This is a genomic window from Microvirga massiliensis, from assembly GCF_001006805.1.
Taxonomy (GTDB): domain Bacteria; phylum Pseudomonadota; class Alphaproteobacteria; order Rhizobiales; family Beijerinckiaceae; genus Microvirga; species Microvirga massiliensis.
The window spans coordinates 871,740-891,333 of sequence record NZ_LN811350.1; the positions used below are offsets into that span (position 1 = coordinate 871,740).

The following is a 19,594-nucleotide window of genomic DNA, read 5'->3' on the forward strand; positions in this document are numbered from 1 at the left end:
CCTGTTCAGGCTTCGCTGCGGCCGGGCCGGGACGCCGCGGCAATCTCCTCGACGACCATCGTCGCCGCGGCTCGCGGGTCCGGACTCGTCGTGATGGGACGTCCGACAACTAGAAAATCCGCGCCCTCGGCGATCGCGGCGCCGGGCGTGTAGACGCGCTTCTGGTCACCCGTCGCGGCGCCTCGCGGGCGGATGCCGGGCGTGACGATGAGCGATTCCGCGCCCGCAGCCCTGCGCACCGCAGCTGCTTCTGAAGCCGCGCATACGATGCCGTCGATGCCGATCTCCCGGGCCTGCGCGGCGCGCCTCTCGACGAGTTCTTGCGCGGTCGTTTGGTAGCCGGCTTCGGCGAGATCCCGATCGTCGTAGGAGGTCAGCACCGTCACGGCGAGGATCTTGAGATCCGAGCCGGCGCGGCCCGCGACCGCCGCCCTCATGGTCTGCGGATAGGCATGGATCGTCAGCATCGTCACGCCGAGGCCGGCGGCGGAGCGCACGCCCTCTTCGACCGTGTTGCCGATGTCGTGAAGCTTGAAGTCGAGAAAGACCTTGTAGCCCTCGGCGAGCAGCTCGCGCGAGAGGTCCAGGCCGCCCGCGAAGCCGAGCTGATAGCCGATCTTATAGAAGCTCGCCGCATCTCCGATCCGGCGGACGATCTCACGCGCCTGCGCGACATCCGGCAGGTCGAGAGCAACGATCAGGCGATCCCGTGGGGCGAGGACTGGTTTCATGCGTGCCGGCGATAGACCCAGACCCGGGCCGGGGGCAAGTTCAACCAGACCCGGTTCGACGGGCTCGCCGTGTAGTGTTTGGACTTGGCCGGAATGGGCGGAACGACCGCATAAGTGAACTGAACGAACGGGGCGTTGAGGTGCATCGCCTCCTGCGCGGCTTTCAGCAGTTGGAGGCGGACGTCCATGGGCTTGGTGAACAGCGGCAGGCTCGACACCGTGGCTGCCGCTTTTTCGGCCACGCTCTCCCGCAGGGTTTCGCCCAGGTCGTAGGCGTCACCCTGGATGATCGTCGCCTTCGGGAACCGCCGCTTCAGGAGCTTGCAGAATTCGGGGTTGTATTCGACGAGAACGAGCCGGTCCTGAGCGATGCCGCGCCGCACTAGGGCATCGGTGACCGGTCCCGTTCCGGGACCGAGCTCAATGACGGGGCCGGGCACGCGCGGGTCGACATAGGAGGCCATCGTGCGCGCGAGCATCCGTCCGGATGGCGTCACAGCGCCCGTCACGAGCGGCCGCTCGAGCCACGATTTCAGAAACCGCGCCTCGTCCTCGAAGGGGTCCTTGCCGTTCAGTTTGCGAGGGGAGGGCCGCTGGGATGACTGAAGCACGAAAACACCCGTGTCGGCGGAACTAAGCGAAGTTGCACAACCGGCCCCGCGGGTGCTTCCATGTCCATCCGAGGACGCGCAAGCACACCGTCCATAGGGTGGCCAAATGAACTCTGCTCAGGGTTGTGTGAACTCGTTGGGTTCAGTGGTCAAGTCAGTTCGTTCCGCTGAGCCCATCGAAGAACTCACGGACCCGGGAAAAAAATCCGGAACTCTCCGGATGCGTTTCCTTCGAACATTCCTGATCGAACTCCATCAGAAGCTCACGCTGCCGTTTCGTAAGTTTCTGCGGCGTCTCCACGACGACCTGGATATAGAGGTCGCCCATATCGCGTGAACGAAGCACCGGCATTCCCTTCCCCTTGAGGCGGAACTGCTTCCCGGACTGGGTCCCTTCCGGGACCTTCACCTTGGCATCCGAGCCGTCGAGGGTGGGTACGGTGAACTCGCCCCCGAGGGCTGCCGTCACCATGGAAATCGGCACACGGGTAAAAAGATCCGCGCCATCCCGTTGGAAGAACGGGTGGGGCTTGAGCGACAGGAAGATGTAGAGATCGCCCGAAGGACCGCCGCGAAGGCCCGACTCGCCTTCGCCGGTCAGGCGGATGCGGGTTCCCTCCTCGACGCCCGGCGGGATATTGACCGACAGAGTCCGCTCGCGCGTCACCCGGCCAGCGCCGCCGCACTGTCCGCAAGGATCGTCGATGGTTTCGCCGCGCCCATGGCAATTTGGGCAGGTGCGCTCGATCGAAAAGAAGCCTTGGGTCGCACGCACGCGCCCGTGCCCGCCGCAGGTTGGACACGTCCGTGGCTTGGAGCCCGGCTTGGCTCCGGTTCCTGTGCAGGCCTCGCAGGTGACGGCCGTCGGGATGCGGATCGTGGCATTCTTGCCCGAATAGGCTTCCTCGAGCGCGATCTCGAGATTGTAGCGCAGGTCCGCGCCGCGCTCCCGCCCGCCGCTCGCGCGACCTCCGCGGGCTCGTCCGTCGCCGAAGAAATTGTCGAAGATATCCGACATGAAGTCGGAGAAATCGTTGCCGAAACCAGGCCCGCCGCCGCCATTCGCGAAAGCCGCATGGCCGAACCGGTCATAGGCCGCCCGCTTCTGCCCGTCGGACAGCGTCTGGTAGGCCTCATTGATTTCCTTGAACTTGAGTTCGGCGTCGGTATCCCCCGGATTCCGATCCGGGTGATACTGCATCGCGAGCTTGCGGAAGGCGCTCTTCAACTCGCCTTCGCTGGCCGTCTTTCCGACGCCGAGAACTTCGTAATAGTCGCGCTTGGACATTGCGCCCCGGTGTAGTCCTCTGCACGTTCCTCAAAGGCTCGGCCGTCGGAACGGACGGATGCACGGAGCCTGTACGGATACGAGATGGCCGGGACATGCCCGGCCATCCGATTTCAGCGGCATCAGGCCCGCTTCTTCTTGTCGCCTTCGTCCACTTCCTGGAAGTCGGCGTCGATGACGTCGTCCTTCGGGGCTTCCTGGGCGCTCTCGCCCCCCGCCTGCGCTTCGCCCTGCGAAGCCTGGTACATGGCCTCGCCGAGCTTCATGGAAGCCTGCATGAGGTCGGTCGTCCGGGAGCGAATAACCTCGACGTCCTCGCCGTTGGCCGCCTGGCGAAGGGCATCGATGGCCGACTCGATCCCCGAGCGGTCGGCCTGCGAGACCTTCTCTCCATACTCCTTGAGGGACTTCTCGGTCGTATGGATGAGGCTTTCCGCCTGGTTTCGGGCCTCGACGAGCTCGCGGCGCTTCTTGTCCTCCGCGGCGTGCGCCTCGGCATCCTTGACCATGCGGTCGATGTCGCTGTCCGTCAGGCCGCCGGAGGCCTGGATCCGGATCTGTTGCTCCTTGCCCGTGGCCTTGTCCTTCGCGGTGACGTTCACGATGCCGTTCGCGTCGATGTCGAAGGTCACCTCGATCTGCGGGACGCCACGCGGCGCCGGCGGAATGCCCATGAGATCGAACTGGCCGAGCAGCTTGTTGTCGGCCGCCATTTCGCGTTCGCCCTGGAAGACCCGAATCGTGACCGCGTTCTGGTTGTCCTCAGCGGTCGAGAAGACCTGGCTCTTCTTGGTTGGGATCGTCGTGTTGCGGTCGATCAGGCGGGTGAACACGCCACCGAGCGTCTCGATGCCGAGCGACAGCGGGGTCACGTCGAGAAGGAGGACGTCCTTCACGTCGCCCTGCAGGACGCCGGCCTGGATCGCCGCGCCGATAGCCACGACCTCGTCCGGGTTGACGCCCTTGTGGGGTTCCTTCCCGAAGAAGTTCTTCACGACCTCCTGGATCTTCGGCATGCGGGTCATGCCACCGACCAGCACCACCTCATCGATTTCGCCGGCCGAAAGCCCGGCATCCTTGAGGGCCTTGCGGCAGGGCTCGATCGTGCGCTGCACGAAATCATCGACGAGCGATTCGAACTTCGCCCGCGAGAGCTTCATCGCGAGGTGCTTCGGACCGGACGCATCCGCCGTGATGTACGGCAGGTTGATCTCGGTCTGCTGGGCGGAGGACAGCTCGATCTTCGCCTTCTCGGCGGCCTCCTTCAGCCGCTGGAGCGCGAGCTTGTCCTTCTTGAGGTCGACGCCTTGCTCCTTCTTGAACTCGGTCGCGAGATACTCGACGAGGCGCATGTCGAAGTCTTCACCGCCGAGGAACGTGTCGCCGTTCGTCGACTTCACTTCGAAGACGCCGTCGCCGATCTCGAGAATCGAGATGTCGAAGGTACCGCCGCCGAGGTCATAGACCGCGATCGTGCCGGACTGCTTCTTGTCGAGTCCGTAGGCAAGGGCGGCCGCAGTCGGCTCGTTGATGATGCGCAGAACCTCGAGACCTGCGATCTTGCCGGCATCCTTGGTGGCCTGACGCTGGGCGTCGTTGAAGTAGGCCGGAACCGTGATCACCGCCTGGGTGACCGTCTGGCCGAGATAGGATTCCGCCGTCTCCTTCATCTTCTGAAGGATGAAGGCCGAAATCTGCGAGGGTGAATATTGCTTGCCGTCCGCCTCGACCCAGCCGTCGCCGTTGGGCCCTCTGATGATCTTGTAGGGGACGAGCTCGCGATCCTTCTGGGTCATCGGATCGTCGAAGGTCCGTCCGATCAGACGCTTGATCGCGAAGAAGGTGCGCTCCGGATTTGTGACCGCCTGGCGCTTGGCGGGTTGGCCAACGAGGCGTTCGCCCTCGTCCGTGAAGGCGACGATCGACGGTGTCGTCCGCGCGCCTTCCGCGTTCTCGATGACCTTGGGCTGCGTGCCGTCCATCACGGCCACGCAGGAATTCGTTGTCCCAAGGTCGATACCAATGACTTTACCCATGGCGGGATCCCTCACACGTTAAGCAGACCGCTGAGCCCCGAAGCAGCTCGGCCCATGGCTTATCTGACTGGAAATGATCTGCAGGGAGCACCCGATTTCCGGCCGATCCCTGCCACTGGCGGTGATATAAGAAGGGGCTCGAAACGCCGCAAGGCGAGAAGCTCGACCTCGCGAAAACAGTCGTTCGGGTCTGGCGTCCGGCCCGCACCTCGACCGATGCGCCGATGCCGCAGGGCGACTATGGGGTTGCGCGGCCAGCCTCCCAGCCGAGCATCGCCCGTTTGCGGATCGTGCCCCAGTGATAGCCCGTGAGGGCGCCGGAGCGGCCGAGCACCCGATGGCAGGGGACCACGAACGAAATCGGATTGCGCCCCACCGCCGCGCCGACCGCCCTGCAGGCCTTCGGGTTCCCAAGGCTCAGGGCAAGGTCCGAATAGGTCACCGCGCGCCGGCAAGGGATGCGCAGAAGCGCCTCCCAGACGCGTCGCTCGAAATCGGTCCCGATCAGCAGAATTCGGAGCGGGGCCCCGTCCTGCGGGCCAGTGGAATCGAAAATTCGGGCGCCCAGCAGCCCGGTGGCCGCCGGATCCTCGCGAAATGTGGCCCAAGGCCAGCGTCGTCTCATATCGGCGAGGGCGGCGTCCCGGTCTCCGTCATCCGCGAAGCCGAGCCCTGTGAGGGCTCCATCGGCCGCGACGATGATCGTTTCGCCGAAAGGCGAGGGATGAAAGCCGAAGGCCATGGCCGTCTCGGCTCTCTCGGGCCCGGAGCCGCGGCTCCTCGGCGTGTGAGACACGGAGAGATTCTCCACCCGGGGTGCTTCGAGCGCGTTGGCCGAGGCCGCGAGAAGAGACTTGGCGTGGTCGAGCGTGATCGCCTGAAGGAAGGCATCCGGGTCGAGGCCGGCCCAGCGGTGGAGGAGATCGTGGAGGTCCGCTATCGACAGCCCGGCACGGCGCGCGATGGCTTCGATCGATGGCCGTTGCCGTCCTTGCATTGGAACGAAGGCGATGATCCTGCACACCTCGTCGTAATCGGCGACACGTCGCAATTCGGCAGTTCGATCGGGTCTGGCGCTTGTGCGGTCAGGATCGTGCAGTATGTCGAGCATGGCGGCGGCCCCGGTTCGTCCGCGCCATCCTATCTATCGCCAAGCCGAATGGCATCCGTCCTGCATTGAACTCGGGAAGGCGGTCCAGCGCGGAATTATGAGGCTTTCAAGCTCCTCTCGACTGGAGGCGATGGGCAGCCGCTATCAGAGCGCTCAGTAGCCCTGCTTCACCCGGGAAAGCGCCCGTGAAAGCTCCTCCGCGAAGCTCTCCCGCTCGGGAGGAGACAACTCCCTGGCGATGACGAGGCTTTCTCCGCGGGAGACCAGCGCGAGGCGCTGCAGCCCGTACTCGTCGTCGTTTTCCCGGGTCAGGCGGGTCCAGAGCGGGTTAAAACGCCATTCCCGCTCTTCTCCGCGCGGCGTGACATGCCGGACCAGGAGCTCCAGCGGCGTCAGCTCGACCTCCTCGAACCCCTCGGCGTCACGGAAATTCGAACGGAAGGCCAAGTAGAGAATCGTCAGGTCGAGCACGAGAAAGCCGACGATCGGCCAGAAGCCGAGCATCAGAAAGGGAATGCCTGCAGCCGCGGTCACGAGGCAGGAGAGCCACATGAGCGTCTGGAAGCTCCCCCGACTGAGCGAGCGGTGCGGCCGGATCACGGCGGCGAAGACGGGTCTCGCGGCGGGGATATGGGGTGTCACCTTGATGGCGGCCATGCTGTCGTTATAACGCGTCCATGTCCGATCTGAAGTCGCCGAAGTTGCGGCCTCGCCGCTCTGGCGGGCCAAGTCCTGGAAAAGGGAAGGCTCTCGGCGCCGCATCCGGCAAACGGGCTCCCAAGCCCGTGGATGCCGCGACCGTCACCGAGATCTTCACGCGCTTCGAGGCGGCCAATCCCGAGCCGAAAGGCGAGCTGGAGCACACCAACCCTTTCACCCTTTTGGTCGCGGTCGTTCTTTCGGCGCAAGCCACGGATGCCGGCGTCAACAAGGCGACGCGGAACCTCTTCGCTCTCGCGGATACGCCCGAACGGATGCTGGCCCTCGGAGAGGAGGGCGTTCGCGAGCAGATCAAGACGATCAATTTCTTCAACACCAAGGCGAAGAACGTGATCGGTCTGTCGCAGCGCCTTGTCGACGAGTTCGACGGGAAGGTGCCGGCCTCGGTCGAGATCCTCGAGACCCTGCCGGGTGTCGGCCGAAAGACGGCGAGCGTGGTCGCGAACATGGCCTTCGGCGAGGCGAGGATCGCCGTCGACACGCATATCTTCCGGGTTTCGCATCGTATCCCGCTGGCCTCGGCGCCGACGCCGCTGCTCATGCAGGAGAAGCTGGAGGCGATCGTGCCCGACAGGTTCAGGCGGCACGCGCACCACTGGCTGATTCTGCACGGCCGCTATGTCTGCAAGGCGCGCCGCCCCGAATGTGGCCGGTGCATCATCCGGGATCTGTGCCGCTATCCGGACAAGACGGACTAATTTCCGGTTAGATATCGGCCGGGAGCGCGTGCGCGAGCCCCGGTCGCGCCTCTCGCTCCGGTGAGGGCAGGCCTCGCTGGCCTGACCCGGGTCAGGCCGCGAAGGCTACGATCAGCCGAAGATGGCCAAGCCAGCGAGGCCTGCCGCGCCGACCACGATTCGCCACCACGCAAAGGGCGTGAAACCGTGGTGCGAGACATAATCCAGAAGCCTGCGAACGACGAACAGGGCCGAGACGAAGGCGGCCAGAAAGCCGGCGACGATGAGCGAGAGATCGTCCGCCGAGAGGATCGCGTAATTCTTCAGGAGGTCGTAGGCGAAGGCGCCCGCCATGGTCGGCATGGCGAGGAAGAACGAGAATTCCGCCGCCGACCGCTTGTCGGCTCCGAGCAGCATCGCTCCCACGATCGTCGCGCCGGAGCGCGAGACGCCCGGGATCATCGCCAGGCATTGGAAGAGGCCGATCCCGAAATACGTCTTGAGCGAAAAGCGGGTCGCCTCGTGATAGCGATGCTCGAGCGGCAGGCGGTCGACGACGAGCAGCACGATTCCGCCCACGATCAGCGAAACGCAGACGAGCCATGGGTTGAAGAGCACGCCCTTGATGAAGCCGTGCAGCGCAGCGCCGATCACGGCCGCGGGCAGGAACGCCAAGAGGACGCCGAGCACGAAGCGGCGCGCCTTCGGATCGTAGGGAAGAGCCTTCGCGATCCACAGGAGGCGGCCGAAATACACGCTGAGGATGGCCAGAATGGCGCCGAGCTGGATCAGGACTTCGAAAGCCTTGCCGGTCGATTCGAAACCCAGGAAGTGCCCGACCAGGAGCAGGTGGCCCGTCGACGAAACGGGGAGAAATTCGGTCAGTCCCTCGATGAACCCGAGGAGGACCGCTTCGAGCATTTGAGGCATCGGTGTCTTCGCTTCGCCCGCAATTCGGGCCCATGCAGGCCCGAGATGATTCCTATGAGCAGCAGGTAACCCGCCGATGGCGCGGGTTGGACGGCCGGTCGGCCTTCGGGGGCGCCGCGTCGCGCTGTCGACCCGTCACCCCGTTGCCGGCGACTCGATTGCTGGTGTCCTCACGAAGGGTTTAGAGGCCCTGCGGTTCAGGTGGAATGGACTTTTTTGGTCCGCATCGCCGCATTCGCCCCGGACGTCTCGGCCGGGAGGAGCGATGCGCTTCATCGCAGGCCCGGGGGTGCGAGATTCGGCCTCACGTGAGCGTTCCTACCGTCTGCGATTACGGCGCATTAACCGAAAGCGGCCTTATTCTCGCCCCCACTTCCCGCGATCGAAGTTCCATGTTCCTGCACCACGCGCCGTTCTGCCCGCACTCGCGTTTCGTGCGTCTCGTGATGGGCGAGATGGGGCTCGAGGCCGAGCTGTGCGAGGAGCGGCCCTGGGAGCGGCGGCAGGGACTTCTGGAGCTCAATCCGGCTGGAACGACCCCGGTTCTGATCGACGGAGACCACGTCGTTCCCGGCGCCTGGGTGATCGCGGAATATCTCGATGAGCAACGGGCGGGACGCCGGCGCCTTCTCCCGATGGCTCCTGCCCAAAGAATCGAGGTCCGGCGCCTGATGGACTGGTTCCTCGGGAAATTCCACGGCGAAGTCACGGACTACTTGGTCACCGAAAAGATCCATAAACGGTTCATGCCGCCGGACACGGGCGGAGGACCGCCGGACATGAGCGCGATCCGCGCCGCGCGATCCAACATCCGGTACCATTTGAAGTATATCGGCTGGCTCGCGGCCACGCGGAACTGGCTTGCGGGCAGCGAGCTGACATTTGCGGATCTCGCCGCCGCCGCCCATCTGTCGGCGGCGGATTATCTCGGCGACGTGCCATGGAACGAGGACGAGGCAGCGAAGCAGTGGTATGCGAGGGTGAAGTCCCGGCCGGCCTTCCGGACCCTGCTGGCCGACCGGGTGCCCGGCATGGCGCCGGGCGAGCACTACGCGGATCTCGACTTCTGAATGGCGAGAACCTGAAGGCCGCGCTCCGGGAGCGGGGTGCCGCACTCGGTTTCGATCTGGTCCGGGTCGCAGCTCCGGACGCGATCCCGGAAGCGCCGGAGCGGCTCCGGGCCTGGCTCGAGGCAGGCCGGCACGGTTCCATGGGCTGGATGGCGGACCCGGACGGACGCCGCGCCGCGCCGCGCAATCTCTGGCCGGAGGTGCGCAGCATCGTAATGGTGGGCGTCAATTACGGCCCCGAGAGCGATCCTCTGGCGCCGCTCGCGCAGCCCGATCGCGGAACGATTTCAGTCTATGCGCAGGGGCGGGACTACCACGACGTCATCAAGGGCAGGCTGAAGGAGTTCGCGGGTTTTCTCGCCTCGCGCGCGGAAGCGGACGTGAAGGTTTTCGTCGACACGGCGCCCGTCATGGAAAAGCCGCTCGCCCAGGCTGCCGGCCTCGGCTGGCAGGGCAAGCATACCGTCCTGGTCTCTCGGGAATTCGGCAACTGGCTTTTCCTCGGCGCCATCTTTACGACGGCAGCGCTGCCCGTCGACCCGCCCGAGCGCGACCGTTGCGGCTCGTGCAGGCGCTGCCTGGATGCCTGTCCGACCAGGGCTTTTCCGGCACCTTATCAGCTCGATGCCAGGCGCTGCATTTCCTACCTCACGATCGAATCCAAGGACCATGTCCCTGCCGATCTTCGCGAAGGCATCGGAAACCGGATCTTCGGCTGCGACGATTGCCTCGCAGTATGTCCCTGGAACAAGTTCGCGGTGACGGGACGCGAGGCACGCCTCGCCGCGCGCGAGGACCTGATCGCGCCGCCGCTCGCGGAACTCGTGCGCCTCGACGATGCCGCGTTTCGCAAACGTTTTGCCGGGACACCGATCAAACGGACGGGGCGTGACCGCTTCGTCCGCAACGTTCTGATCGCGATCGGAAACTCGCGGGATCGCCGGTTGGCCAAGGAGGCGATTCCCTTGCTTGAGGACCCGTCACCCCTGGTGCGGGCCATGGCCGTCTGGGCGTTGAGCCGCCTCTTGGATGGCAGGTCTTTCTCCGGTCTCGCCGCACGGCACGCTGCCCAGGAGACGGACACGAACGTTCTCGGCGAGTGGCAGGAAGGTGCAGCCCGCCTCGCCGAAACCGAGCACGCCGCATGAGGCTTTTCGTCTTCGGATTCGGCTATACGGCGGCCCACCTCACGGAACGGATGCGCGAGCGGTTCGCCACCGTTAGCGGCGTCGTGCAGACCGAGGAAAGCGCATCCGTCCTCAGGGCCCGGGGCCTCGAAATCTTCGTGGCCGGCCGGGACGACGCCGCGATCCGCTCTGCGCTCCTCGCATCCGCGGCCCTCGTCGTCTCGGCACCGCCCGATTCCAGAGGCGATCCGGGCGCGAGGCTCCTCGGCGAGGCCATTGCTGAATCGGGCATCCGGTGGATCGGCTATCTCTCGACGACCGGCGTATACGGCGATTGCGGGGGGCGCTGGATCGACGAGACTGCGCCCGAGCGACCGCAGACGGAAGCCTCGAGGTCACGTCTCGCCGCGGAGAGGGAGTGGCTGCGCCTCGGCGAAGAGACCGGTCGGTCGACACAGGTCTTTCGTCTCTCCGGCATTTATGGACCTCAGCGAAACGCGCTCGCGAATCTGAGGAGGGGGACCGCCCGTCGGATCGTCAAGCCCGGGCAGGTCTTCAACCGGATCCATGTCGACGACATCGTTTCGACGCTGCTCGCCTCGATGAACCGACCGCGAGCGGGCGCCGTGTATAATCTCGCCGATGACGAGCCGGCTCCGCCTCAGGATGTCATCGCCTATGCGGCGTCGCTGCTCGGCCGCGAGCCGCCACCCGAGATCCCTTTCGAAGAGGCCGCTCTCGGGCCCGTGGCGGCGCGGTTCTATGGCGAGAACAAACGCATCGCCAATCGTCTCATCAAGGACGATCTCGGTGTGAAACTCGCCTATCCTAACTATCGCGAGGGCCTGAACGCCTTGTATGCGGCAGGCGAAGGCCGCGCGTGAGACGCGCACAGGTCGTCCTGTCAGGCGGCGTGGCGGTCCGCCGTCGCCCCGAAATGGCCGATATAGCGCTGGTTGATCGCCGAGACGGGGAGGATCACCAGCACGTCGGTGGTGCCGAACTGGCGATCAATCACCGCTCCCTCGCCGAAGCTCGCGCCCAGTCGGAGATAGCCCTTGATCAGGGGAGGCAACGCGTGGAGCGCCGCTTTTGGATTGATGGCTTCCTTGGCGAGGAGATCCATTGACGTTGCCCGCTCGGGGAGCGCTTTCGCGCGCCACTCTTCAGGAGCGCGGGCATGATGATGAAGGAAACTCAGAGGAAGTGCGAGCTGGCTGGGATCGGTGCCCTCGAGGCTCGCGCAGCCGATCATCACGTCGATCCGGTGATGGAGCACATAGCTCCAGATCCCGTGCCAGAGCAGTTCCACGGTGCGCTTGTTGCGATAGGGCTTGAGCACGCAGGAGCGTCCGAGCTCCAGGAAGCGCAGATCCGGATGGGCGTCCAGAAGCGGCTGAAGGTCGTATTCGCTGCTCGTGTAGAAACCCCAGTGCCGATCCGCAACTTCCTGCCGAAGGAGACGGTAGGTTCCCACGACGCGCGGCTTCACAGGCCTGAACGGCTTTCGTTCGACATCGTGGTCCAGGACGAGGAGGTGGTCGCAGACGAAGTCGTAGTCATCGATGTCGCGCCGGGAAATCATCGAGGCGGCGTTCGGCGCCGCCGACATCTCCTCGTAGAAGACCTTGAAGCGAAGACGCTGGGCCTGTCGGATTTCCCTCGTCGTGGTCGCGAGGCGGACCTCCAGAGATCCGAGCCGGCCGAGGACCGGGTTCAGCGTTCCATGATTGCGGACCGGACGGTTCAGCCCCGGCAGCAGCCTGGTGCCGCCCGGTCCCTTTGGTGCGCGCCCGGAAGCGGGCGGCAGGCCCCGAGCATGCGGGCGGAAAGTCTCTGAGGACGTTTCGGAGATGAAGGACAAGTCTGACAACCCCACGGGCGGGCCGCTCCGGCTCTTGCCGCGTATCCCAGCCAACCTTTGCCGGACACCATCATAGTCGTCCAACGGTTTTGTGACAGCTCGTATCGTGCCCGCGAGGCGGCCCGCAACGCCGGAAACCTCCGTGGCGCGACCGATCTCTTACGGGCGCCCTGCCCGAGCGGCATGTCTTGCGAGCCGGCAAAGGTCTGGCTCGTGGTCAGGCCACGTTGGAAGCGCCGCCGTCGAGTTCCTGGTCCGATGATCGGATCGATCTCAGCTGCGCCTCCAGCTCGATAGCCTTCTCCTGAAGCCTGCGGCATGTCCCCTCGAGACGAAGACAGTCCCGCAGGAGCATTACCGATGCCCCGAGCGCCAAGGTCGTGATGGCCGCCAATGGCGCGACGAGCGCCTCCAGCGGAAGAAATTCCCCCATTGCAGTCCCGGTGTCAGCCTTCCCACGGAGAGCAATGGCAGCGAGATCTGAAGAACGACTTGAGAAAGGCGGTTTGCGGGGCGTAACCGGATTCGTCGACGTGGCGGCAAAGGGCGTCACCCCCGGTTAAGCAACGCTGGCCCCTAACGCCCCGCGAGGGCAGGGGGATGGCGAACGGAGCGACATGACTTCGTTCGACGCTCACTCGCGGGTGTTTACGAGCGGGCAACCACTGCAGCGACTAAGCTCCTGCCGGCCGTGAAATCGGGTGACGCGCCAAGCAGCCGCATCTGATGTCCAATGCCGGATTCCTCAGGAACTTGCTCTCGCGCGGAAGTGTTGACCGACCATTCCGACCGAACCTGGAGATGCTCATGCGGTCAGCCGTGTTCCTGTTCGCTGGGGCTTTCTGCAGTCTTTCGGCAGTCCCCGTCGCCGCATCGCCTTGCAGTGACGGAATTCGTGCTCTCGAGGTGCGAGTCGATAACGCGGCGACGGAATCGATTTCCGTATCGACATCAGGAAAGGCAGTCGCTGCATCCCGCGAAGGTAAAGGCGAGCACATGGAGGGACGCCCGGCGGAAGCGGCCACGCCGGAACCGGCTTCGCCTGGACTGGATGCCAAGACAGGTCAGGCTGCTGAACTCGGCGGTGGAGACAATGTCATGCAGGCAAGAGCGATATTGAATCGGGCCAAGGCGCTCGATCAGGAGGGCAACGCTGCAGCCTGCCAGGAAGCTCTCGCCGAAGCGCAGCGGCAACTCGACCTGAAACAATGATCGGACGGTAAATCCCGGACTATGGGTCTGAGCTGGAGCCGATCTGAGCATCCCGATGATCCGTGAGGCCCAGTCCCTTCGCCGAGACCACAGAGAATGACCTGACAGGACATTGTCATGACGACACTCATCGTGAACGGTATCACGCACTCCTATGATGGCGATCCGGAGATGCCGCTTCTCTGGTACCTGCGCGACGAGCTCGGGCTCACCGGCACCAAGTTCGGATGCGGGATCGCACAATGCGGAGCCTGCACCGTGCATCTCGGCGGTAGCGCGGCACGCGCCTGTGTCACGCCGATGGCGGCCGTCGAGGGCATGGAGATTACAACCATCGAAGGTCTGTCTCCGGACGGCAACCACCCTGTGCAGGTCGCTTGGCGCGATCTCAATGTTGCGCAATGCGGTTACTGCCAGGCAGGACAGATCATGCAGGCGGTGTCGCTTCTGAAGAACACGCCGAATCCGTCCGACGACGACATCGACACCGCGATGGGCGGGAATATCTGCCGATGCGGCACGTATCCGCGCATTCGCGCCGCGATCAAGAGAGCGGCCAGCAAAGATACGAAAGGAGCCCGGCTATGACGCATCACTCGGATTCCGCGACACGGATCGTGAATGTCAGCCGGCGCGGCTTTCTCGCCGGAATGGCTGCCGGAGCATTCATCCTCGCCGTAACGGGCGCGCAGAGAGTGCGCGCACAGGAGAAGAAGTTCGGGGCCGATGCGATGCCGCATGGCTGGCGCGATGACCCGAAGATCTTCATCGCCATCGATCCGGACGGCACCGTCACCGTGACCTGCCATCGTCAGGAGATGGGCCAGGGCGTGCGTACGTCGATTGCCATGGTGATTGCCGACGAGCTCGAAGCCGATTGGTCCAAGGTGCGCGTCGTGCAGGCCTATGCCGACGAAGCCCATTTCGGCAATCAGGACACGGACGGCTCCCGCTCGCTGCGCCACCAATTCATGCCAATGAGGCGCGCGGGTGCGGCTGCACGAACCATGCTCGAGCAGGCCGCGGCCAAGCAATGGGGTGTACCGATTGCGCAGGTGAAGGCCGGCCATCACGCGGTCGTGCATGAGGCCACGCAGCGAACGCTGGGTTATGGCGAACTCGCAGCCGCAGCGGCGGATCTGCCGGTCCCCTCACGCGAGAGCCTAAAGCTCAAGGACCCATCCGCTTTCCGCTACATCGGCCGAGACACGATCAGCCTCGTCGACAACCGCGATATCACGACCGGCAAGGCGATCTACGGGATCGACGCGCGTGCGGAAGGCATGCTGCACGCCGTTATCGCTCGCCCGCCGGTCTATGGCGGTGCAGTAGCCTCCTACGATGCTACGGAAACCATGAAGGTGCCGGGCGTCGTCAAGGTCGTGAAGATCGACCGTCCCGCCGTCCCCTCCGAGTTCCAGCCGATCGGTGGAGTCGCCGTCATCGCAAGGAACACGTGGGCCGCGATCCGTGGGCGCGAGAAGCTGAAGATCACGTGGGACGACGGCCCGAATGCCGGCTATTCGTCCGATAGCTACAAGGCCGAACTTGAGGCGGCGGCCCGCAAGCCCGGCAAGGTCATTCGGAACGAAGGCGACGTCGACGAGGCGATGGCCAAGGCGGCGAAGCGCGTCACGGCCGAGTATTACATCCCGCATCTCGCACAGGCCCCGATGGAGCCTCCGGCCGCGCTCGTTCAGATCAAGGATGGGCGCTGCGAAGCCTGGGCCTGCGTTCAGGCGCCCCAGGTCACGCGCACGCGCCTCGCCGAGAAGCTCGGACTGCCCGAGGACAAGGTCAAGGTGAACGTGACGCTGCTCGGCGGAGGCTTTGGGCGAAAGTCCAAGCCTGACTTCGTGCTCGAGGCAGGCCTCCTGAGTCAGGCGATGGACGGCGCGCCGGTGCAGGTGACCTGGACGCGGGAGGACGACCTGCATCACAGCTTTTATCACACGGTGTCCATCGAGCATCTCGAAGCCGGTCTCGACGAGCGCGGCCTGCCGGCGGCTTGGCTCCACCGCACGGTTGCGCCGACGATCGGATCGATCTTCGCACCGGATCCGAAGCACGAACTCCCGATGGAACTCGGCATGGGAGTGACGAACATGCCGTTCGCCATTCCTAACATTCGCAGCGAGAATCCCGAAGCTCAGGCCCATGTCCGCATCGGCTGGTATAGGTCGGTGTCCAACATTCCGCACGCCTTCGCGATCCAATGCTTCGTGTCCGAGCTCGCGCATGCCGCTGGCCGGGATCCGAAGGATTATCTCCTCGACGTGATCGGGCCGGCCCGCCTCATCGATCCGACGGAGCAGGGGGATGTCTGGAACTACGGCGAGGATCCGAGGCTGTATCCGATCGATACCGGTCGGCTGCGCCGCGTCGTCGAGACGGCCGCCAAGGGAATCGGATGGGGCCGTCAGCTCCCGAAAGGCCGGGGACTCGGGATCGCGGGGCATTACAGCTTCGTGACCTATGCGGCCGTGGCCGCGGAAGTCGATGTCGGCGGTGACGGCAAGCTTGCGATCCCGCGCGTCGACATCGCCGTCGATTGCGGTCCGCAGGTCAACCCGGATCGCATTCGTGCGCAGATGCAGGGCGCGGTGGTCATGGGCGTCGGAATGGCGAATGCGTCCGAAATCTCGTTCCGAAACGGGCGCGCCGAGCAGGACAATTTCGACAGCTACATGGTGCCGCGCATTTTCGACGCACCGAAGGAGATCAATGTCCACCTCATACCCGGCGAGAGTTACGCGCAACCTCTGGGCGGTGTCGGTGAACCCGGACTGCCGCCGGTGATGCCCGCCATTCTCAATGCCGTGTTCGCCGCGACGGGAAAGAGAATTCGACAGGTTCCGATCGGAGACCAGTTGCGCGCGTGAGCGGGTGCGCGCCGAGCAGATTCCTGTGTAGAGCCTATGTGATTTAGCTCCGTGGCTCACCCCTCACCCGCCCCTTGGGGCGACCCACAAGGGGCGGGGTGAAGGTAGATTTGGGTTCGTTCTGCCAAATTGGGGCGAGCTCTCCCACAGGAGGCGAGGTGATATTCGAGCTGCCGCCGCTTCACCTCTCCCTCGATGGGCGAGGCGTCCGGGGGAGGGTGGCGGCGCCAACTCTGGCGGTGATGCCATCGTGCAGAAAGCCACCCTCTCCGGATCAGTCCTACCGCCCGAAGATGCCCTTGAACATCTGCTGCCACTTGTTGCGGTTCTTCTTGCGGTCGAGTTCCTCCGCGCTCGTGACCCAGGCCACCTGGACGACCTTGCGTTCGCCGGTGAAGGGCTGGTGTCCGTGCCAGGAATTGTCCGACCGGAGAAAGGCGAACACCGTGCCCATGGTAGGCGGAACCTCGGCCGCGTAGGGCTCGAAGTTCTTCTCGTCATAGAGAACGCGCAGCCGCCCCGAGCCGCCAGTGTCCCATTCGTCGTTCATGTAGACGAGCAAGGTCATGACCTTCGAGGGGCCGTCGGTATGGATACGCCCGTCCTTGGCCTGTGACAGCTTCCGGATCGTCGTCAGGCGCGGGTAGGGATGGAGGTCCTTGCCGAACTTCTTCGACAGCTCCTCGGTGAACTCCTCGCTCTCCAGCTCATCCACGAGAGCCTTGAAGCGCCCCTTGAGGTCGACCTCGTTGACGGTCAGATAACCCGGCTTGGTGATGTCCGGGAAATCCCGCTTCAGGTCCGGGATAGCGTCCTCTTTGAGGACACCGGAACCGAGGAAGAAGGAGTAGGGCTCGCGTGAGAGGGGTGCCTGGCGCACCGCCTCGGGATTCAGGACAGAGAAAGCCATCGATCATTCGCCTGCGAAAGAATCGCCGGAGGCTAGGGGCAAGGGCGGAGAGAATCAACCGGGGCGGTTTCCGGTGCGTCAAAGGCAGCATGGCTGGATCGAGCAGCCTTGGCATTTTTTGGCTTTCGCCGCCCCTCACGCCGCCGCCGGCCGGCGATCGCTCTGGGCACGATAGGAGAGCGCCTCCGCGATGTGGATGCGCCGGACGCGGTCCTCACCGTCGAGATCGGCCAGCGTCCGCGCGACCTTCAGAACCCGATGGAAGCCGCGGGCTGAGAGCCGCATGGCGTCGGCGGCATCGCGGATCAGCGATACGCCTTCCGGATCGGGCCGAGCGATCTCCTCGACGAGGGGCGGCGGACAATGCGCATTGGAGCGGATGTCCTCGCGGCCGAGCGCGGCGAAACGCCGGATCTGCCGCTCGCGGGCCGCAGCGACCCGGCCCGCGACTTCCGCCGAGCCTTCCGTCGGCGGCGGCAGGATAAGATCCGCCGCCGTCACGGCCGGCACGTCGATGGAGAGATCCATGCGATCGAGGAGCGGCCCGGAGATGCGCGCCTGGTATTGCGCCATGCAGCGGTCGTTCGGCTGCCGCCGGCAGGCGAAGCCTGGCTCAGTGGCTTGGCCGCAGCGGCACGGATTCATGGCGGCGACGAGCTGGAACCGGGCCGGGTAGGTGACGCGCGCTTGCGCCCGCGCGATCATCACCTCGCCGGTTTCGAGGGGCTGGCGCAAGGAATCGAGCACCTGCGGCTGGAACTCGGGAAGCTCGTCGAGGAAGAGCACGCCGTGATGCGCGAGCGACACTTCACCCGGCCGCGCGCCGGTGCCGCCGCCGACGAGCGCCGCCATCGAGGCCGAGTGATGCGGCGCCCGGAACGGCCGGCGGTTCGAGAGCGCACCGTCCGGGAGCTGCCCCGCGACGGACTGAATCATCGAGACTTCGAGGAGCTCCGGCCTTATGTAGCAAATGCACCAACTCCGAGACAGCCTTAAGCCTCTCAGATTGCTAGGTTATCCTCCGTTTTCAGGAGGGCAACATGAACGAGTTCGTCATCAGCGGCTTGGTGAAGCGCCGCGCCGAGATGGCCGGCGAGATCGAACGCACCCAGGACCGGCTTGCGGAGTTGGTGAACGACCTTGAAGCCCTCGACAAGGTCATCCTCCAGTTCGACCCGAAATACGAGCTGGCGACCATCAAGGCGAAGGCGTTCCGGCCACCGGAGGATTGGTCGAAACGCGGCGAGATGAACCGCGTCGTCATGGGCATCCTCAGACAGGCCAAGGAGCCGCTTTCGACGCGGGATGTGGCCGCTGCCCTCATGAGGCGCCGGGCCTTGAATATGGGCGATGAGAAGCTGTTCCGGCTGATGACCCGCCGCGTCGGCGCGTCCCTCAGGGACCGCCGCAACATGGGCGTCGTGCGGTCACTCAGCGGGCCGGGGATGTATAACCTCTGGGAGATCGCGCGGTGAGCAGTGTGCCTCCGGGGCACCGTTGCCCCGCGCTCGTGGGGTTGCTTTTCCAGCGACCTCCCTCAATCATAGGGGTCTTGCTGGGGGGCAGGCCATTCTCGCGATTTCGCCAAAGCACGCGTATTACTACTCGCTCAGAGTCCAGTCGCGCGTTGCAGTAGCAGACAGCTTTCGTCAGAAAATTGAGAAGTCGAGAAGGCCGAGCCCATGGCATGGGATGGTCATAGGCTCTATAACCAAAGAAGCAATAGATTATTCTCGGCTGGAATGGCCTAAATTTTACTCCCAAGAAACGCATCTTGGCTTTTCAGAAAGTTGGGAAACTCTGTTTTACAAGTTTGCTCCGACCCCCTCGTTCTTTGATGTTGCTATCTGGCAACAAATCGGCGGTTCGGACGTTCTACAGGCGATGGCACTCGGCAAGCCCTCGGACGGCAAGACCCACTTAACCATAAATTGGGTTGAAAGGTCGTTTGCCCCGACCTACCTTCGGGGAGGCGCCCTCCTCCCTATCTTGGCGTGTGCGGAGGAGTATGCGAAGCTACTTGGATGCCAGCGCGTCCTCATAAAGAACCCGATTGACCCAACCAAGTACGCCCGGTACCGGTATGTTCCGTACCGGATACGCCGCGTAGCGGCGACCTATCTGTGCAAGGAACTTTGAGATGGTTATGAGGCTCCCCACTGGGCAAGCGCCTGAGTCTGTTGAGGCGCCCGACGAGTTTCTGGATTTCTTCCGGGAGGGTCGTGCCCACGCCGCAAAGTTCTACGCGTCCGGGCGGAACACTTTGGTTGACCAGCTCTCACAGGACGAGTGGGAACAGTGGGATGGTGCCGATGAGAAGGCGCTGGTGAGCGATCCTGACGGCATTGATCTTCAGGACGATGTCGAGCTGGCGGCTTAATACCGCCCAGCCTGTGATCGGAAGCCCGCCAGCTGGCGGGCTTTT

Annotated in this window: 19 protein-coding genes and 1 pseudogene; 9 read left to right on the forward strand and 11 right to left on the reverse strand. The window is 64.4% G+C overall.

Annotation, left to right across the window (positions count from 1 at the left end; genetic code table 11):
• Positions 1 to 5: 5 nt before the first annotated feature.
• From pyrF to BN1233_RS04050, 6 genes are all read right to left on the reverse strand, one after another.
• On the reverse strand, positions 6 to 731 hold the full coding sequence (gene pyrF, locus BN1233_RS04025; RefSeq protein WP_046862095.1) for an orotidine-5'-phosphate decarboxylase: 726 nt from the start codon (positions 729 to 731) through the stop codon (positions 6 to 8).
• Positions 728 to 1,342, reverse strand: a complete 615-nt coding sequence (locus BN1233_RS04030) for a class I SAM-dependent methyltransferase (protein ID WP_046862096.1) — start codon at positions 1,340 to 1,342, stop codon at positions 728 to 730. Before BN1233_RS04030 ends, pyrF begins: the two co-directional genes overlap by 4 nt.
• 154 nt (positions 1,343 to 1,496) lie before the next feature.
• Positions 1,497 to 2,630 carry a molecular chaperone DnaJ gene (gene dnaJ, locus BN1233_RS04035; protein WP_046862097.1) on the reverse strand — a complete coding sequence of 378 codons (1,134 nt, stop codon included), beginning with the start codon at positions 2,628 to 2,630 and terminating at the stop codon, positions 1,497 to 1,499.
• A gap of 122 nt (positions 2,631 to 2,752) precedes the next feature.
• The gene (gene dnaK / locus BN1233_RS04040) at positions 2,753 to 4,666 is read right to left on the reverse strand and encodes a molecular chaperone DnaK (protein ID WP_046862098.1); all 1,914 of its coding nucleotides are present in this window, start codon (positions 4,664 to 4,666) and stop codon (positions 2,753 to 2,755) included.
• A 238-nt stretch (positions 4,667 to 4,904) separates the two neighbouring features.
• The gene (locus tag BN1233_RS04045; protein WP_046862099.1) at positions 4,905 to 5,777 is read right to left on the reverse strand and encodes a methylated-DNA--[protein]-cysteine S-methyltransferase; all 873 of its coding nucleotides are present in this window, start codon (positions 5,775 to 5,777) and stop codon (positions 4,905 to 4,907) included.
• 153 nt (positions 5,778 to 5,930) lie between these two features.
• Entirely contained in the window at positions 5,931 to 6,434 is a 504-nt protein-coding gene (locus tag BN1233_RS04050; protein ID WP_046862100.1) for a DUF2244 domain-containing protein, read from the reverse strand.
• Between the two features lie 20 nt (positions 6,435 to 6,454).
• On the opposite strand from BN1233_RS04050, the gene nth reads away from it, so the two are divergent.
• The gene (nth, locus tag BN1233_RS04055; RefSeq protein ID WP_046862101.1) at positions 6,455 to 7,195 is read left to right on the forward strand and encodes an endonuclease III; all 741 of its coding nucleotides are present in this window, start codon (positions 6,455 to 6,457) and stop codon (positions 7,193 to 7,195) included.
• Between the two features lie 111 nt (positions 7,196 to 7,306).
• Here the strand turns inward: nth and BN1233_RS04060 are convergent, their stop codons facing one another.
• Entirely contained in the window at positions 7,307 to 8,104 is a 798-nt protein-coding gene (locus tag BN1233_RS04060; protein ID WP_046862102.1) for an undecaprenyl-diphosphate phosphatase, read from the reverse strand.
• 392 nt (positions 8,105 to 8,496) lie between these two features.
• Here BN1233_RS04060 and BN1233_RS04065 point away from each other — a divergent pair, with 392 nt between their 5' ends.
• Genes BN1233_RS04065 through BN1233_RS04075 form a run of 3 tightly spaced genes read left to right on the forward strand, consistent with a single transcriptional unit; the run spans position 8,497 to position 11,185 of the window.
• Positions 8,497 to 9,174 carry a glutathione S-transferase family protein gene (locus BN1233_RS04065; RefSeq protein ID WP_046862477.1) on the forward strand — a complete coding sequence of 226 codons (678 nt, stop codon included), beginning with the start codon at positions 8,497 to 8,499 and terminating at the stop codon, positions 9,172 to 9,174.
• 11 nt (positions 9,175 to 9,185) lie between these two features.
• Positions 9,186 to 10,322: a tRNA epoxyqueuosine(34) reductase QueG gene (queG, locus tag BN1233_RS04070; RefSeq protein ID WP_048708796.1), complete on the forward strand. Its 1,137-nt coding sequence runs from the start codon at positions 9,186 to 9,188 to the stop codon at positions 10,320 to 10,322.
• Positions 10,319 to 11,185, forward strand: coding sequence for an SDR family oxidoreductase (locus tag BN1233_RS04075; RefSeq protein ID WP_046862103.1), 867 nt, complete (start codon positions 10,319 to 10,321; stop codon positions 11,183 to 11,185). Before queG ends, BN1233_RS04075 begins: the two co-directional genes overlap by 4 nt.
• Positions 11,186 to 11,205: 20 nt before the next feature.
• Here BN1233_RS04075 and olsB read toward each other — a convergent pair whose 3' ends face one another.
• Positions 11,206 to 12,111 (reverse strand): l-ornithine N(alpha)-acyltransferase, encoded by a 906-nt coding sequence (gene olsB / locus BN1233_RS04080; protein ID WP_046862479.1) that lies wholly within the window; start codon positions 12,109 to 12,111, stop codon positions 11,206 to 11,208.
• A 271-nt stretch (positions 12,112 to 12,382) separates the two neighbouring features.
• The gene (locus BN1233_RS04085) at positions 12,383 to 12,598 is read right to left on the reverse strand and encodes a hypothetical protein (protein ID WP_046862104.1); all 216 of its coding nucleotides are present in this window, start codon (positions 12,596 to 12,598) and stop codon (positions 12,383 to 12,385) included.
• Between the two features lie 374 nt (positions 12,599 to 12,972).
• Here BN1233_RS04085 and BN1233_RS04090 point away from each other — a divergent pair, with 374 nt between their 5' ends.
• From BN1233_RS04090 to BN1233_RS04100, 3 genes are all read left to right on the forward strand, one after another.
• Positions 12,973 to 13,377 carry a hypothetical protein gene (locus BN1233_RS04090; RefSeq protein ID WP_046862480.1) on the forward strand — a complete coding sequence of 135 codons (405 nt, stop codon included), beginning with the start codon at positions 12,973 to 12,975 and terminating at the stop codon, positions 13,375 to 13,377.
• A gap of 117 nt (positions 13,378 to 13,494) precedes the next feature.
• Positions 13,495 to 13,965, forward strand: a complete 471-nt coding sequence (locus tag BN1233_RS04095; protein WP_046862105.1) for a (2Fe-2S)-binding protein — start codon at positions 13,495 to 13,497, stop codon at positions 13,963 to 13,965.
• The gene (locus tag BN1233_RS04100; RefSeq protein ID WP_046862106.1) at positions 13,962 to 16,259 is read left to right on the forward strand and encodes a xanthine dehydrogenase family protein molybdopterin-binding subunit; all 2,298 of its coding nucleotides are present in this window, start codon (positions 13,962 to 13,964) and stop codon (positions 16,257 to 16,259) included. The genes BN1233_RS04095 and BN1233_RS04100 overlap by 4 nt, the downstream gene beginning before the upstream one ends.
• A 280-nt stretch (positions 16,260 to 16,539) precedes the next feature.
• Here the strand turns inward: BN1233_RS04100 and BN1233_RS04105 are convergent, their stop codons facing one another.
• A complete protein-coding gene (locus tag BN1233_RS04105) occupies positions 16,540 to 17,169 on the reverse strand; it encodes a 2OG-Fe(II) oxygenase (protein WP_046862107.1) in 630 nt (209 codons plus the stop codon).
• 135 nt (positions 17,170 to 17,304) lie between these two features.
• Positions 17,305 to 18,123, reverse strand: a pseudogene (locus BN1233_RS04110) (YifB family Mg chelatase-like AAA ATPase); the annotation flags it as partial.
• A gap of 86 nt (positions 18,124 to 18,209) precedes the next feature.
• On the opposite strand from BN1233_RS04110, the gene BN1233_RS04115 reads away from it, so the two are divergent.
• Positions 18,210 to 18,644, forward strand: coding sequence for a hypothetical protein (locus BN1233_RS04115; protein ID WP_046862108.1), 435 nt, complete (start codon positions 18,210 to 18,212; stop codon positions 18,642 to 18,644).
• Between the two features lie 665 nt (positions 18,645 to 19,309).
• Complete coding sequence (locus BN1233_RS04125) at positions 19,310 to 19,549, forward strand: hypothetical protein (protein ID WP_046862110.1); 240 nt, start codon at positions 19,310 to 19,312, stop codon at positions 19,547 to 19,549.
• Positions 19,550 to 19,594 lie beyond the last annotated feature (45 nt).